Annotated in this window: 16 protein-coding genes and 1 pseudogene; 15 read left to right on the forward strand and 2 right to left on the reverse strand. The window is 56.6% G+C overall.

Going from position 1 to position 16051, the window contains the following annotated elements; all coding sequences use genetic code 11:
- Positions 1-9: 9 nt before the first annotated feature.
- Complete coding sequence (locus tag RBB80_RS22340; protein WP_433969817.1) at positions 10-1155, reverse strand: efflux RND transporter periplasmic adaptor subunit; 1146 nt, start codon at positions 1153-1155, stop codon at positions 10-12.
- A gap of 313 nt (positions 1156-1468) precedes the next feature.
- Here RBB80_RS22340 and RBB80_RS22345 point away from each other — a divergent pair, with 313 nt between their 5' ends.
- Positions 1469-2041, forward strand: a complete 573-nt coding sequence (locus RBB80_RS22345; RefSeq protein ID WP_433964559.1) for a TetR/AcrR family transcriptional regulator — start codon at positions 1469-1471, stop codon at positions 2039-2041.
- Between the two features lie 906 nt (positions 2042-2947).
- On the opposite strand, the gene RBB80_RS22350 is transcribed toward RBB80_RS22345, so the two are convergent.
- Positions 2948-3931 (reverse strand): transposase, encoded by a 984-nt coding sequence (locus RBB80_RS22350; RefSeq protein ID WP_433964555.1) that lies wholly within the window; start codon positions 3929-3931, stop codon positions 2948-2950.
- A 106-nt stretch (positions 3932-4037) separates the two neighbouring features.
- Between RBB80_RS22350 and RBB80_RS22355 the strand changes: the two genes are divergently transcribed.
- From RBB80_RS22355 to RBB80_RS22420, 14 genes and pseudogenes are all read left to right on the forward strand, one after another.
- A complete protein-coding gene (locus RBB80_RS22355) occupies positions 4038-4484 on the forward strand; it encodes a hypothetical protein (protein ID WP_433964560.1) in 447 nt (148 codons plus the stop codon).
- Between the two features lie 1096 nt (positions 4485-5580).
- Positions 5581-7304, forward strand: a pseudogene (poxB, locus tag RBB80_RS22360) (ubiquinone-dependent pyruvate dehydrogenase).
- A 30-nt stretch (positions 7305-7334) separates the two neighbouring features.
- Positions 7335-7529, forward strand: coding sequence for a hypothetical protein (locus RBB80_RS22365; RefSeq protein WP_433964561.1), 195 nt, complete (start codon positions 7335-7337; stop codon positions 7527-7529).
- Positions 7530-7644: 115 nt separating this feature from the next.
- Positions 7645-8445, forward strand: a complete 801-nt coding sequence (gene ripC / locus RBB80_RS22370; protein WP_433964562.1) for an itaconate degradation C-C-lyase RipC — start codon at positions 7645-7647, stop codon at positions 8443-8445.
- Between the two features lie 91 nt (positions 8446-8536).
- Positions 8537-9064, forward strand: a complete 528-nt coding sequence (gene ripB, locus RBB80_RS22375; RefSeq protein ID WP_433964563.1) for a (R)-specific enoyl-CoA hydratase RipB/Ich — start codon at positions 8537-8539, stop codon at positions 9062-9064.
- Positions 9065-9124: 60 nt separating this feature from the next.
- Positions 9125-9484: a hypothetical protein gene (locus RBB80_RS22380; protein ID WP_433964564.1), complete on the forward strand. Its 360-nt coding sequence runs from the start codon at positions 9125-9127 to the stop codon at positions 9482-9484.
- Positions 9370-9888 carry a hypothetical protein gene (locus RBB80_RS22385; protein WP_433964565.1) on the forward strand — a complete coding sequence of 173 codons (519 nt, stop codon included), beginning with the start codon at positions 9370-9372 and terminating at the stop codon, positions 9886-9888. Before RBB80_RS22380 ends, RBB80_RS22385 begins: the two co-directional genes overlap by 115 nt.
- The gene (locus RBB80_RS22390) at positions 9885-10511 is read left to right on the forward strand and encodes an acetyl-CoA hydrolase/transferase C-terminal domain-containing protein (protein ID WP_433964566.1); all 627 of its coding nucleotides are present in this window, start codon (positions 9885-9887) and stop codon (positions 10509-10511) included. The genes RBB80_RS22385 and RBB80_RS22390 overlap by 4 nt, the downstream gene beginning before the upstream one ends.
- The gene (locus tag RBB80_RS22395; protein WP_433964567.1) at positions 10508-11104 is read left to right on the forward strand and encodes a YbhB/YbcL family Raf kinase inhibitor-like protein; all 597 of its coding nucleotides are present in this window, start codon (positions 10508-10510) and stop codon (positions 11102-11104) included. Before RBB80_RS22390 ends, RBB80_RS22395 begins: the two co-directional genes overlap by 4 nt.
- 53 nt (positions 11105-11157) lie before the next feature.
- Entirely contained in the window at positions 11158-12147 is a 990-nt protein-coding gene (locus RBB80_RS22400) for an AEC family transporter (protein WP_433964568.1), read from the forward strand.
- A 37-nt stretch (positions 12148-12184) separates the two neighbouring features.
- Positions 12185-13606: an MmgE/PrpD family protein gene (locus RBB80_RS22405; RefSeq protein WP_433964569.1), complete on the forward strand. Its 1422-nt coding sequence runs from the start codon at positions 12185-12187 to the stop codon at positions 13604-13606.
- A 234-nt stretch (positions 13607-13840) separates the two neighbouring features.
- Positions 13841-14149 (forward strand): nuclear transport factor 2 family protein, encoded by a 309-nt coding sequence (locus RBB80_RS22410; protein ID WP_433964570.1) that lies wholly within the window; start codon positions 13841-13843, stop codon positions 14147-14149.
- Positions 14142-14522, forward strand: coding sequence for a hypothetical protein (locus tag RBB80_RS22415; protein WP_433964571.1), 381 nt, complete (start codon positions 14142-14144; stop codon positions 14520-14522). Before RBB80_RS22410 ends, RBB80_RS22415 begins: the two co-directional genes overlap by 8 nt.
- Positions 14523-14900: 378 nt before the next feature.
- Positions 14901-15944 carry a PP2C family protein-serine/threonine phosphatase gene (locus tag RBB80_RS22420; RefSeq protein ID WP_433964572.1) on the forward strand — a complete coding sequence of 348 codons (1044 nt, stop codon included), beginning with the start codon at positions 14901-14903 and terminating at the stop codon, positions 15942-15944.
- Positions 15945-16051: the final 107 nt, after the last annotated feature.

Raw genomic sequence — 16051 nt, forward strand, 5'->3', positions numbered from 1 at the left:
GCCTCTTCCTTATTTCTGCGCTTCTTGAGCGGGTGTGGGGGTAATGCTGGCAGTTACCGATCCCATTGCGACTTCTGTGGGAGCGACAGGGGCGCCGGGGAAGTAGATTTGCTGCAATCCGCTGACGATCACTTTATCTCCTGGGGAAAGACCGGTTCGAATCAAACGCAGGCCGTCCGCCATGCTTCCAGTTACGACATCTTTGCGCTGCGCCACATTACCTGGGCCGACCACGTACACATACTTCTGGTCCTGATCGGTAAGAATCGCTCTGTCATCCACCAGAAGCGCCTGCACGGTCCCGGAGCTTTCAAGCTGAACGCGCGCATAGAGGCCTGGAGCGAGAAGGTGGTCAGGATTGGGGAGCACGACGCGGGCGCGAATTGTTCCGGTCGATGGAGTGACCTGGTTGTCGAGAAAATCAACCCTGCCGACATGGGGAAAGCCGGTCTCATTCGCCAGCGCGACACGCACGGGGTTCGCCGAACTCACTCCGCTTCCGCGATGAACCCTCTCCTGAAAGCGTAAATAACTCTGCTCATCGCAATCGAAGTACACATAGACAGGGTCTTGTGACACGACAGTGGTCAGCACCGTTTGATCGGCTTGTGCAAGATTTCCGCGCGTGAGCTGGGCTCGGCTGGTCCGTCCATCAACCGGTGATCGTACTTCCGTAAAGGACAGATTGAGCTCTGCCGTTGCAACGGCAGCTTCTGCTTCATGCACGCGAGCAGTGCTCTGAGAGAGATCAGAGTCACGATTCTGGTATTCTTCCTGCGAAATCGCGTTGGAAGCATTCAGTGTTTGCGCCCTTTTCGCCTGAATATTGGCGAATGCCGCCGCTGCCTTCTCTCGTTCCAGGCTTGCCTTTGCACTATCGAGAGCATCGCGGTAAGGCCGCGGATCAATGACGAAGAGCAGGTCACCGCGCTTTACGCTGTCTCCCTCTCGATAGGCAACGTTATCCACGTAGCCTGTTACCCTGGCCCGCACATCTACGGAATTGATGGATGCAACACGGCCGTTGAATTCGTCAGACAGATGAATTGGCTTGGGCACAACTGCCGCAACTTCTACTGCTGCCGGTGAAAACGACTTCTTGTCGGGAGATTGCTTACATCCCTCAAGGGAGATCGCCACACTCAACGCACACATGCAGACAAGCAGAAAATGCCTGGACGGAGTTCGACGTGGGAAGAAACCCGATTCGACCAGGCGTCGTCTTGCCGTGTCGGGGACAATTCCCGACGAAATGCCCGTCACGACCGCGGTTCCTTGCTGTTTTGCATTCAACTTGCTCATTGCCTGCCTCCTCGCCTGTCTCCTCTGGAGCATCGACCCCGGAGACATATAAGTAGATACTTGCAATCAAGAAAGGATGCAAGTATTTAGTTGGAAAATGTGAGAACATCAATACATGTCAGTTTTTGTCCCAGATCGGAAGCGAAACGTTCGGGGAGAACGCCGTGTGGCAAGTCTGCTCGACGTGGCCGGCCGCATTTTCGGAGAGCTTGGCTACCACGCGGCAACCACGAACGCCATTGCTGCCGGAGCGAAGGTTTCCCCGGCAACGCTGTATCAGTTCTTTCCAGACAAGGAAGCTATCGCCAATGCGCTCGTGGCCCGCTACGCGATGGATCTGGCGAAAGAGGAGCGAGCTGCGGACACACAGAAACTTGCGTCAGCGTCTTTGGAAGAGGCCATCCGGCAGGTCACCGGAGTCGTGATTGAGTTTCATCGGAGGCATCCTGCATTTCGTACTTTATATGCAGAGGCTCCTCTTTCGAAGGACACCGCCGAACAAAAGCGCCTCCTTGTTCAAACATTCATCGACATCGTTTCCAAGATGCTAAGTACAAGAAATCCAAAACTCTATAGGCAGGACGCTTTGTGGAGCGCAGAAATTGTCCACACCGCCTTGATAGGTTTCCTGCCCGCCCTGGCAGGTCGCAAGACATCTGACCGGTCGCGAATGATCGACGCCTTGAATCAAATGCTGGCGCGCTACCTGGAGCCTGTGCTCAAGCCGCCTAAACGCTAGGGGCCGGTTCTTCACGCCGGCGGAGATGAGCGCCTAATTTGAGCAAATTCTGTCTACGCGATCTAGAAAATCGGCCATTCGCAATGCGGATGGCCGGGTGATCCGCTCAATTGATTTCCACGACGACCTTGCCAAATAGACCGCGATCGAGGTGATCAACGGCATCGGGTAGCTCCGGAGGAGTCTGGATGGGAACGCCTGTAAACGCCGTCGGTAACTCCGCGAACCATTCTCATAAGCGTTACGACGGGCCTGGGCGGAGACATTTGCAGTTGAGGCTATCCAAGAATCAGGAAACGCTCATTGACCTATTCAGATCGATCTGTTTCTTCGGCAAGTTGCCGTATAACGTCAGGACTCTATCCGACCTGCTCCCTCTATCTCCATCCACTGCGCACGCCTGATCCCGCGGAGCAGCTCCGATAGAGTCCTGACGTTTATCGGCCACTTGGACTCATGCAGAGATCAGGTAAAACAGCTCGATGAGTTCTATAAAAGGGATGTCAAGAAAAAGTTTCTCCCTCGACCGGACGCCGAGAAGATTTTTGTCTCGAGATCCAGCCCACTGCCTGTGAACGTGCCCCTCGATTCGCTCGAGAGGTTTGTCTTGGCTTGTTTGCCATTCCGTGGCTTGCATCTTCCGGTGGTGACGACGCCAATCGAGTCTTAGACTTGGGCAAGCGGACCTGGTATTTGAATGTCAACCATGGTTCTATTTGAGGCTCGTGGCCTATCGCTATTTCTGGTTATCCGAGGAGGCATAGCGTGCATTAGTGACTCGGTGCCGAAGCACACAAGGCCGAACTCATTGACTGATACTCACCTCGAACCGAGCGTCTCGAGAACCCGACCGACCACCACCTAAGAGAATGGCCGGAGATGGAAAGGCCTCCTTATCAGAGACGCTCAAGCTTCTTGCCGATGCAATTGTGTGGCGTCGAAATCCACTCCTTTCTTCCAAATCGTTAGAGTGATGCTGGCAATCTTGCGTGCCAGGGTGAGACGCGCCATCGTCGGTCGCATTCCTTTTTCAAGAAGAGCAACATAGAAATCGTACAGGGGGCCAGGGTGAGTGCTAGCGGAGATCGCAGCCCCTTTGAAGAGATTCTTCACATCGGGATTATGGTTGTTACTCAGGCCACGCACGGTCATGCGCTCCCGGTTTCGTTGCAGTTTCCCTCGGACGTAGCGATACTCGCCGCTGTCGTGGGTCTCCAGCGCGAAACCACTGTAAGCCCACAGCTGGCGCTTGCTACGGAAACGGTGGGGCGTCTGCAGCTGCGCAACCAGCAAGGCTGCACGAATCGGACCGATCGAAGGAATCTGGCGAAGCAATTTCACGGCATGATGCTTGCGGCTCTCGGTCAGCAAGTCGCGTCGCGCTTGCTGACGCACTGGTTGCAGCAGATCCAGTTGCTGATAGAGCCGTTCGGCCCGGAGACGAACTCCGGGTTCCGGGATCTTGTCTAACCATTCTGTGCGATGCCGCGGTGCATAGACGCTGGTACCGCTACAGGGAATGGCCCAGCTTCGGTAGAGGGCTTTGATCCGATTCATGACTCGTGTGAGATCCTTCGTAATGGTTAGGTAGCTGCGACCTAATTCTTTTATGGTGCGCATCCCGTGCTCGCCATGGTAAACCGACGTGAGCTGGTTGCCACGCAGCAGCTCCGCCAGCTTTCGCGCATCGATTCGGTCACTCTTGCTGCCGTCTTTCAACAGGGCGTTCTTGCGCGGATCGCAGACCACGAGATGGGTGACGTGAGGTTTCAGCAGGTCATGTAACCAGGCCGCAGAGACTCCTTCTTCGAAGGTCACCGATAAACTTCCGTGTAGCCCTTGGAGGAACTCAAGGATCGTGGCCGCTTTCGTCTCCAGAATACTTTCCATGATCAACTTCCCCGGGAATCTGTGACTGCAGCCGAGATCGTTGCTTGGTGGACGTCCATGCCGATATATTTCTCTTGGCTCATAACGCCGCTCCTTTCGGTAGGTGGTGATACGAATAACCACAACCTACAGCAAAGTGGGCGCCTTTTATATTGCGTGCTGCATTCTGGGCTTCCATGACTCGTTCGGGGCGCAGACCTTTGGCACGGCAGATTTTGATACCAGCGGAATATTCGGGAGTGGGGTGCAGGACGTTTCGGCCATGTCTCACGAGGTCGCGGAATGGATGAATGATCCGTTCGGCAACAACCCCGTTCCCGCCTGGGGTCACGTCGGGCAGGTGTCAGGTTGTCAAAATAACCTGGAGGTCGGAGATCCATTGAGCGGCACGTTCGCGCCGCCTATTTTTAATCCTCAAAACAGGTTCACGTACCATATGCAGGAGCTGGCATTCTTCTCCTGGTTTTATGGGGCCCCTTCCGTTGGGGTTAACAACTGGTTCTCCAACAACGCCACGTTCTTAGCTGACGCTGGCCCGGTGTGCACGCCGTAAGTTGGATGAGAACCGACACAGAAGAAAATAGACTGCATTTCTAATGGCTGCAGGCTGGCTCACCGGCCGCCTGTAGCCAGCCTTTCTGGCGGCGCCGATAGAGTCTTCAGGCGTTCAGATACCCTTTAGGGAGACGGGTACCTACGCCATGAATCAATATTCGGCAAAATGACAAACAACTTTGAGTATGAATTACCAGGCAGAGATGTCTGTCCACTGGTGACGCAAAAGCGAGAATCGCATCCGCGCACCAGTGGGAGGAAATCGGGACTCGCCGCACAAATACGCCATAAGCTATTTGATACCAATAATATAGGCGCCGTCTCCTTGCGTTGGAATGTTGTGGTGAGTCTCCGGCCTTCGCAACTCCGAAAGCGCTCGCCGCCTGCACATCGGTGCGTCGCATCCTCAAAGAAACGACTCAACCAGGAGCAGCTCGTCGACGGAATTCCACAGAATCTGGATCGACCAATGCATGGCGACCGAAGACATCCGGTGAACGCTTCGGTCAACGGAATGGCCTGGACTATCTGATCGGCGAGCAGCTCTTCTCTTTCCTGAGGGCGGCCGAGCGCGATCCCCGCTTGCTGCCGCGATGCCGGCTTTTATCAGCGAAATCCAGCGGCCCTTTACGGCCGAAGAAATCCACGACAACTTCGATCGCCTGGAGCACACCACACGAAGTATCTCGCTATCGGGCGCGGGATCTCGAAACTCGGACTCTGAGCGCCCGACGACACGTGCTGCGGCGACCTGCTTGTGCTGATCCGGTGGCAGCGCCGCACCGTGGCCATCTCGCTCTCACAATTTGACTTACTCCAGTATGACGTTCGCGCCCTGGGTCCAGATTCGTCAGACGGCTTGCCAAAATTACCATTCGTCGGAGTATGGTATAGGGGGCCATTCATCAATACAAGTTTGGCTGCGCTCCTACTACTCCATTCGCGCAAGATCGTTGCGCAGCGCCTGCTCCAGGGGGCCGTCTGCTGATCCGCACTCTCGACGTCCCGAAAAATGTTCGGCGCTCGCCAATCGAAAACCAGGCCAGCTATCGAATGGCAAGGTCGATACGGTTTACACCGAGGTGAGGAAACACATGGCAAAGAGAGTGGCTGAGATATTCATCGAAACACTGGTGAACGCAGGCGTAAAGCGGGTCTACGGAGTGGTTGGTGATTCTTTGAATGGCCTGACCGAGATAATCCGGGAAAGTAAACAGATCGAATGGGTGCATGTAAGGCATGAAGAGGTGGCCGCATTTGCCGCCGGCGCGGAGGCTCACCTTACAGGAGAAATTGCCGTGTGCGCGGGCAGTTGCGGCCCGGGCAATCTGCACCTTATCAATGGCCTCTTCGATTGCCATCGGAATCGCGCGCCGGTGCTTGCGGTTGCGGCGCAAATTCCAAGTCACGAGATTGGAAGCGGCTACTTTCAGGAGACGCATCCAGACCACCTGTTCAAAGATTGCAGCCACTACTGCGAGCTGGTTTCCCAACCGGAACAGATGCCGCGAGTGTTGGGCATCGCCATGCGCGCGGCTATTACGAAGCAGGGCGTTGCCGTGGTCATAATTCCCGGTGATGTGGCGTTGCGCGAATGTTCCGCACCCGCGCTTTCGCTCGGCATCGAGGATTCAGCTTCGTTACTGTTTCCATCCGACAATGAACTTCGCAATGCCGCTGACATTCTTAACAACGCGCGCAGGGTCACCATTCTTGGCGGCGCAGGCTGTGAGGGCGCTCACACGGAGCTGATTGCAATAGCCGAAAGGTTGAATGCACCGATTGTCCATGCGCTGCGTGGCAAGGAATTTATCGAGTACGACAACCCTTTTGACGTTGGGATGACCGGACTGCTTGGTTTTTCTTCCGGCTACCACGCCATGATGAACTGCGACGCTCTGCTCATGCTGGGAACGGATTTCCCCTATCAGCAGTTCTATCCCAAGAGCGCAAAGATCATTCAGGTGGATCGGCTCGGCGACCAGATCGGACGTCGCACTCCGGTCGACCTGGGCCTGATTGGGAATGTGAGGGACACGCTGGAGAGGCTAACTCCGCTAATCCAGAGCAAGACCGACCGCACCTATCTTGATACATGCCTCAGCCACTACAAAAATGCTCGCAAGAGCCTCGACGATCTCGCCGTGGGTGAACCGGGCCGAACCCCGATCCATCCGCAATACGTCGCAAAGGTTCTGGACGAGCTCGCGGCAGAAGATGCAGTGTTTACCTGCGACGTGGGTACGCCTACGGTCTGGGCCGCGCGCTACCTCCATATGAACGGCAAGCGCAGATTGCTCGGCTCCTTTACTCACGGCTCGATGGCGAATGCTCTGCCACAAGCCATCGGTGTCCAGGCCAGCCATCCAGGAGGCAGGTCATCACTCTTTCCGGCGATGGTGGGTTGGCGATGCTGCTCGGCGACCTGCTGACGCTCCGCCAGCTCAGACTGCCTGTAAAGCTGGTGGTGTTCAATAACAGCTCTCTCGGCTTTGTAGAACTGGAGATGAAAGCAGCCGGACTGGTCGACTACGGTACAGATCTGGTCAATCCTAATTTTGCGAAGCTGGCCGAGTCGGCTGATATTTTCGGCGTTCGCGTGGAAAAGCCGGAAGAGCTGCGCCCGGCCCTGACGGAGGCGCTGGCGCACGACGGCCCTGCCTTGATTGAAGTGCTCGTGAATCGGCAAGAGCTATCTATGCCGCCGACGATCAGTCTTGAACAGGCTCTGGGCTTCAGCCTTTACATGATTAGAGCGGTATTGAGCGGGCGCGGAGACGAAGTGGTCGACCTCGCCAGGACCAACCTTATGCGATAGCGAGCTAAACCGGATTCAGGATGGATGAAAATGAACGCGCAACTGCAAGCAACAACCGGCGAAGAAACCCTTCAGGTCTCTCTTGCGGGATTTGACCTTTCTCCTCGTCTGAATAAGGGAACAGCCTTCTCCAATCGCGAACGCAGCCATACTGGTACTGGTCCTGGGACTTCTGGCGATCGTTCGCACTCCAACGGACATTTTCCCGAACATCAACATTCGTAACGGTCTCGTTCCTGAAGACACGAGCGACCGCATCGTTAGCGTCACAGATCGAGCGCTTACGACCACGGTTGATACATCGAGCATATCGACTAAACAGCACAGGGAGGTGGAAACAATGGACATCAAAAACAAACAGATCCATACATTGAAGAGCTGGCTCTTCACTCCTGCAACCAAAGCGGATCACTTTGGTCGTGCCGCGGAAGTGGGGGCGGATGCCCTCATCATCGATCTCGAAGATGCTGTTGCGCCCTCTGACAAACAGAAGGCTCGTTCTGCTGCTCTTCAATATCTTGAACAGCCTATAGGAAACAGGTTGCCGTGCGCACTTCGCATCAATGCCCCCGTAACTCGGACGGGAATCGATGATTTGCACTCGCTCCTCGAATCTTCGGCTACGCCGGACTACATCATCCTCCCCAAATGCGATTCCTCGGCATTCGTCCGCATGGTGCGATCGCTGCTCGACCAGGTTGCAAAGAAGACAGAGATTATCGCTCTTATTGAATCGGCGAGCGGAGTTGAAGCCCTCCCTGACATCGTGAAAAGCGATGTTAGGCCGGCAGCATTATTGTTCGGTGCGGCGGACATGGCAGCAGACCTCGGAGCCAAACCGAGTTGGGAAGGGCTGGTGTGGGTTAGGTCGCGCATTGCACAGGCTGCAGCTCTCGCCAGCCTGCCGATCCTCGATTCTCCTTACTTTGATCTGTCCAATGTCGATGGTCTCAAGCAAGAAACTGAAGCCGCAGCGCATCTTGGATATCACGCGAAGTGCGCAATTCATCCCGCACAAGTTGCAGAGATCAACAAGATTCTCACACCTGGCGAAGAAGAGATCGCAAAAGCACGACAGATTCTCGCCGTGAATAAGCAGGGGTGGGCTCTCTCGATCACCAGATGGTGGATGAGGCAGTAGCACGTAGAGCAAGGATGGTTCTTGAGCGTGCCGGCCTTTCCGCCGAGATATAACGTTCAACCCGAATTTGGGATGGAACAGGAGAACAACGATGAACACGCCACTATCTGCTTACAGAGAAATTGCTCCACGACGTTATCGGGAAACATCGGGCCTTTACTACGAGGATTTTGAACCGGGTGATACATTCGAACATCGTCCGGGACGAACGATTACCGATGTCGACAACATCTGGATGACGCTGCTCACGTTGAACGTGCAGCAAGTCCACTTTGACGCCGCCTACGCTGCGAAAACAGAGTGGAAGAAGATGCTAGTGGACAGCACATTCACTCTTGCCCTGCTGACGGGCATGAGCGTCCGCACTGTCAGTGCCAAAGTTGTTGCCAACCTCGGTTGGGACAAGGTGAAAGCGACGCATCCCGTCTTCGCGGGAGACACGCTCTACGCGGAATCGACGGTTTTGTTCAAGCGGGAATCAAAGAGCCGCCCCACACAGGGGATCGTGACCGTCTCCACTCGGGGTTTGAATCAGAATGGCGTGGAAGTGATGAGCTTCGAACGTACGATGCTGATTTACAAACGAGGCCAATCCCCGGAAGCTGTCGCGAACTACTAGTCTCACACAACTCGGAGCCAACACATCGTCGACACCCGCAGGGACCCGGAGAGGAATGATATGGAATTCACATCGCTTTACCAATCGAAGCTCACTACGCCCGCAGACGCGGTCGCTCGCATCGCTTCGGGTGCCACCCTATCGATGGGCATGGCCATGAACGAGCCCCCGGCGCTGCTCAAGTCACTGGCGGACCGTGCCGCCGCCGGCAAAGTCGACGATCTGAAGGTCTACTATTTTGAATCCACGCGTATCGCCGGCGAGACGATCCTGCGCTACGAACTGTCCGACCGCATTCACCCCTATTGCATGTTCGTCACCGAGGTCGAGCGCGCCCTGATCAAGAGGGGAGAGCAGGATGGCGGACGCAAAGTGCTCACCTATGTTCCAAGCAACTTCCATCAGTCCCCCGGCTGCTGACTGAGCACATCGGCATCGACACCTTCCTTGTAACCGTGTCGCCCATGGACCGACACGGGTATTTCACTCTGGGCACCGGCAACGATTATTCCAGCAAGGTGGCTCGGGCGGCCAAACACCTGATCGTGGAGGTGAACGATCAGATGCCACGCGTCTATGGCTCGCTGGCACAACTGCATGTCTCAGAAGTCGAGACCATCGTCGAGAATAACGTTCCGCTGCTGGAGCTGCCGGTCCGTGCCTCGGGACCGGAGGACGCCGCCATCGGCAAGATAGTCGCCGAGATGGTGCCGGATGGCGCATGCCTGCAGATGGGGTCGGTGCGCTGCCTGATCTGGTTTGCTCCTATCTCCGCGGCCGGAAGGATCTCGGCATCCACACCGAGGCACTCTGTCCCGGGATGATTGAGCTGATCGAAGGCGGTGTGGTGACCAACCGGCGCAAGCGGCTCAATCCCGGGAAGACCGTATTCACTTTCGCAATGGGGCAAAAGGCCATGTACGACTTCCTCGACGACAACCCGTCCGTCGAGAGCCACCCCGTGGATTATGTCAACGACCCATACATCATCTCCCAGAACGATAACGTCATCTCCATCAACGCCGCTTTGCAGATCGACTTGACCGGTGCCGTCAACGCCGAGCACATGCTCGGCCACCAATACAGCGCCACGGGGGCAACTCGACTTCGTGCGGGGTGCCTATGCCTCCCGCGGCGGCAAGTCGATCATCGCCTGCCACTCTACCGCAGCCAAAGGCAGGGTGTCGCGCATCGTCCCCCGCCTGGATGGTCCAGTGACCACGCCGCGCATCGACACGCACATCGTTGTCACGGAATTCGGCTGGACCAACCTCAAGGGGAAGTCATCGACGGAGCGCGCCAAGGCGTTAATCGCCCTGGCGCACCCCGAGTTCCAAGACGGGCTCACGGCGGCGGCCAAGGAACTCCATCTGATCTGAGGCCGCGTGTCCGTGGGCCAAGTCACGACCCATCCCCAAATGTGACTCAGGAGCGAACAAACCCATGACTGAGGAGAAAACCAACATCACTGCCAAAGAGGGAATGAAGGGCGCCGAAGGTTTCGCGACGTCGCTCGAGCGAGCCGTCGCCCCACACCCTTATGACCTGCTGCCGAGGGTGCCCTCGTTTACCCTCGAGAGCAACGACGTCAAAGACGGAGAGCCTTTGAATCCCGAATTCGCCCGTTCGCGCCACGGCGAACCGGACATCTCGCCGGAGCTGCACTGGTCGGGCTTCCCGGTAGAGACCAAGAGTTTCGCAGTCACCTGCTTCGACCCGGATGCCCCGACCGGTAGTGGCTTCTGGCACTGGGTGGTTGTCGGGTTGCCGCCGAACATCACCGAGTTGCCGCGCGGCGCCGGCGGCGCCAGCGGTCTCCCCGAGGGAGCGTTTCACGTCCGAAATGATTTCGGTGAGCGAGCGTACGGCGGCGCGGCTCCGCCGAAGGGGGATCGTGCGCACCGCTACGTCTTCGCAGTGCACGCGCTAGACGTCCAGCGGCTCGACGTGACGGAAGACGCCACCCCCGCGATCGTCGGCTTCAACCTCACGTTTCACACACTCGCGCGCGCGGCCATCCGCCCTACATTTACGGCCTGACTAGAGCCGGCAACGCGGTCGATCGCGTTCTGGCCGGTCGAGGAGACTGAGCCATGCTGAATACGATTTTGAGCGCACTCCTCCCAATGGTCGTAACGTTCCTGCTTGGTTTCGTGGCGGCCTGGCACCACGATTTTGGGCCAACGGACGCCCTGATCCTAAATCGGATGGTGCTCCGTTACGCCGTGCCGCTGGTGCTCTTTGTCGGAACGGTTAACACGCCGCGCGCCCAGCTCAGTCACGATATCCCGCTGTTCATCGCGCTTTGCATCGCCATCATCGGCCTGTACGGCTTGGTATTTTTGCTATGCCGTTTCGTTTTTCACTTCCAGGTGGGCACCAGTGCACTGAACGCGCTGGTGGCCTCCGCGCCGGCGGTACCTTTTGTAGGTCCGGCCGTTCTCGGGGATCTGTTCGGAACGCGTAGCGCCATCCCGATCGCGATCGCCGGTCTCGTCATCAACCTCACAGTCGTGCCCGTCACTATTCTCCTTCTCACATTGGATACGACCGGAGGAGATTCACAGGGAAAGAGCCCGGCCGTGCAGGATGGCAAGCATTCGATATCGTCGTCCGGGGCACGCCGCTCAGTTTTCGCGGCAACACTCGCAGAGACGGTCAAAGAGCCGATCGTTTGGGTGCCCATTCTCGCTTTCGCGATCGTGCTGAGCGGCGCCCACATTTCTCAGCTCATCGTCCATCCGCTTTCCATGCTCGGAAATGCGTCCGGGGGCGTCTCCCTGTTCGCCTCCGGAATTGTGCTTGCATCCCGCAAAATCAAAGTCGGCTGGTATGTCTTGTTCTTCGTATGCCTGAAAAACATCGTGCAGCCCGCTCTGCTTCTAGTTAGTCTGCGATGGCTCGGCTATCACAACCCAATTGTGAGCGAGACGGTGCTGACAGCGGCTATTCCGACCATGCCGATTGTGGTGATGTTCGCTCTCCAGTACCGCATCGCAGAGGCCGAAGCTGCCTCCGCTGTGTTCCTCAGCGTGATCGGCTCGGTCATCACGATGGGGATTTTCATCGCCCTGACAAGCTAGAAATTAACTCACTCAATAGAAAACGGAGGATACTACCATGACCCAAGTCGAAGCTCTCGCCAAGTATGCCGCCCGCGCTTCCTTTGCCGACCTCTCGGCCGAATCCCGCAGGCAGTTGCCAATCCACATCCTGGACTCACTGGGCTGCAGCATCGCCGCACTGGGTTCCGGCCCTGTCCAGGCCTGTCGCGAGCAGGTCGCAGAATTCGGGGGCACCGGTCCGAACGCGCTGATCGGCGGCGGAACGGCGAACCCAATCTACGCTGCGTTCTGGCACACCGCCCTGGTGCGCTATGTCGATTTCATGGACAACTTCCTTGCACAAACGGAGACCTGCCATACGGCAGACAACTTCGGCGTCGCGCTGACCATCGCCGACTACGTGGGAGGTAGCGGCCGCGATCTAATGCTCGGGGTCGCACTGGGCTACACGGTTCAGTCGCGGTTCGTTGATCACGCCAACTTCATGACCCGCGGCTTAGACCACACGACGCAACTCGCCTTCTCGCACAACGCCGCCGCCGGCCGGCTTCTGGGCCTAAGCGCGCAGCAGATTGGCCATGCCATCGCGATGGCCGCGGTCAGCGATGCGTCCTTCGCCGTTGTTCGGGCCAAACCGCTGTCGCAGTGGAAGGGCCTCGCCTCGTCCCAGTCGGCGCTCGGCTCCATGAACGCGCTATTCCTCGCCCGCCGCGGCGTGGAAGGCCCGCTGCGCGTGATCGAGGGTCCGTTGGGCATTGACCACCTCCTTGGGATAAAGATCGACATTGACTGGGACAAGCAGGGGTACGAAGGTATCGTGGAGAGCACCATTAAGAAGTACAACGCTATGATCCACACCCAGTCCGCGGTCCACTGCATGGTTGAGCTTGTCAAGAAGCAGAGGATCGACGCCAATAACGTTATCTCGATTGAGGCGGAGGTGTTCCAACTGGCCTACGACTTTGCCGGTGGAGGCCTCTACGGCATGGACAAAGTCATCCAGACCAAGGAACAAGCGGATCACAGCCTGCCGTATCTTCTTGCGGTGGCTCTCCTTGACGGCAACGTGATGCCGGCCCAATTCAAGCCCGATCGGATCACGAGAGCCGATGTACAGCAACTCCTGAAGAAGGTGTGTGTTCGGCCAAACCATGAATACACAGACCAGTACCCCGCGAAAATGCCCGCCAAGATCACCGTCCGTCTAAAGGATGGGAAAGTGATCGAGCACGAGGTTCATGACTACCCTGGCCTTGCCTCCCATCCATTCACGTGGGAGGAGTCTGTCGAGAAGTTTGACAACCTCGTGACCGGCTGCGCGGATGATGGACTGTTCCGTGAGATTAAGGATGCCGTTCGATCGCTCGAAAACATCCAGGTTAAGGACCTTATGAAACTGCTTGGCCAGATCAAGGTGGAGGTACAGCCGGCCGTGCAACGTCATCAGTCCACCGAGGAGTATGCTGCGGGTAGGTAAGCCGGGCAAGAACCTAGCCGGTACCTGCAGGCAAGAGCCGCTTGAAATACTGCAGCGGCATAGGTTGCAGGGTGGGTTCGATTGCGTTATCGGAGACTACCCGCAAGAGATGGACCGCAAAACAAGAGGGGACAACCCTATGGCTATTACACCCGATAGCGTTCGCGAAATCTTCAAGGGACTTGAAAACGGCGACGGCGCTGCTTTCTTCGAGCACGTAGTCGACGACGTTGATTGGACAGTGATGGGCACCCACCCCTGGCAGGTCACTACCTTAGCAAAAAGGCCTTCATAGAAGGTACGTTTGCCAAGCTCGCGCAGGTTCTTCCACAGGGTGCGGAGCTCCATGCGGAGCATCTGATCGTCAAGGACGATCAGGCCGTGGTCGAGCTTCATTCTTTGGCCACGGCCAAGAACGGCCTGCGCTTCGACAATCGATACTGCTGGGTAGTCTACTTCCGGGATGAATTGATCGTACGTGTTCGTGCCTATCTCGACTCGGCCATGGTCGCCAGATTGTTTAAGGAGAATCCGATTGCATGATCGCCTGTTCGAGCGCCACGAGATCCTCTTGGCATTGGCGCCGGTGAAATACATGCTGGGCGGGTCGGTGGTGCATCCTGACAATATGATGAGGAACGTCCGTCTTACCGATGGGGCTTTTGAATGCGGAGGCCGTCATGATGGCTCTAGGGCCACAGATGGGTCGAGAGAAGGCGCACGACAAGATCTCAGCGATCTGTATTGCGTTTCTCAAGGGAAAGGGCGGCTTATCGACCTGTTGACCGAGGAGTCTGAAATCCGCAAGATCTTTGACCGTCAAGCTCTCGCAAGGTTGCTCGATCCGACAAACTGCGTGGGGAAATCCGGCGCCATGGTGGATCGCGTCTCAACGGAAGGAAAGGCTGATCATTAGTTGCATTGAATATCCCGAGGAGCCCTTTGTGCGTGGTGCTGTAACTCTCCTCATCGTCGGCACTGTAATTGCGACCCTCGGCTTAGCCGCGGTCGCCCTCTATGCTTTTCGGCGAAGGGTTCGGGAGAGATTCTTGCTCTCGTTCGGTCTATTCTCAATTCTCTACGGAATCGCCCTTGTCGTGAGGAATTCCGCTTTTCGTTTAGGCTTCGGACAACCGCGGAATGTCGGACTTTCTGTTGAGCGGTTCTTAACTCTATCAATGATCGTCCCCGGACTTTTGCTTTTGAGGAATTTTATGGTCGCGGATGGCGGTCATCAATTCGATGGGTAAGCGGGATTTATTGCGCCCTGGTCGCAATCGCGATGAGCGGTGCGGTGAGTGAGAGCACCTTCGAGTTGCTGCAGTTTCCCGGAACAACATTGGTTATCCTGGTTCCCGTTGTCCTGACTCTGGGGCGTATCGCGGGATATAGGCCACCGCCGTTGGCGAACAGTCGTGCCCTATTTGCCGGGTTGCTTGCATTTTTCTGTGGATTCGCCGTCGATCGCGTGCGCCATACGAAGTTCGGTGATTGGCAGTCGGTGGAACCATACGGATTTCTGGCACTCGTAATCTGCCTATGGTATGTCACTGCCCGACGAGTGATTGCAGATGAAAGACGTCTCGTTTCGTTGAGCGATGAGATGCGCGCGGCCACAAAGATTCAAGAGGCTATTCTTCCTTCCAGCCCTCCGTCTCTCGAGAACGTCCAGATCGCCGTGCGATACGCACCCATGACGGCTGTTGCTGGCGATCTGTATGACTTTCCGGCGGCTCCGTCAAATTGCATAGCTGTGTTCGTGGCTGACGTCATGGGGCATGGAGTGCCGGCAGCCCTTGTTGCATCCATGGTCAAGGTAGCAGTATCGACGCAGCGCGGGAATGATGGCGAGCCGGCACGTATTATCGCTGGACTAAACGCCGTACTCTGCAATGAAGCTCGCATGCAGTATGCGACAGCAGTGTATCTATGCCTGGATGCAGTCAATAGAGTCGGGCGATATTCGACTGCAGCACATCCGCCACCGCTATTGTGGCGACGCGGCAAGCAAGCCTTGGAAGTGCTGGGAGCAGTTGGGCTTCTCCTCGGAGTGCGACCGAATGAAGCATATGACGACAGCAAGTTTACCTTTGATGTTGGAGACCGGCTGTTACTTTACACGGATGGCCTCCTGGAAGCAGAGAATGCCGCTGGAGAGTCATTTGGCGACGCGGCGCTTCCCACTTTTATTAAGGAAAAGCAGGACTTGGGGGCCGAGCAATTCGTCGATCTCCTGCTAAAAAAAGTGCTTGCATGGTCGGGCGATGGGACCCGGGAGCGGCAGGAAGACGATATCACAATTATGGTTATCGACTTTCATCACCCCGCAACTACTTGAGGAAATTTCCAAGCGGTTAATGCTGGCTCTTCGAAGTTCGGGGCGATCAGAACTTCGATCACGATTACCACGTGAAGCTCCTTTTGCGGGGCGGGCGTGGGAATGCG

This window comes from Tunturiibacter gelidiferens (assembly GCF_051013345.1).
Lineage (GTDB): Bacteria > Acidobacteriota > Terriglobia > Terriglobales > Acidobacteriaceae > Edaphobacter > Edaphobacter gelidiferens_A.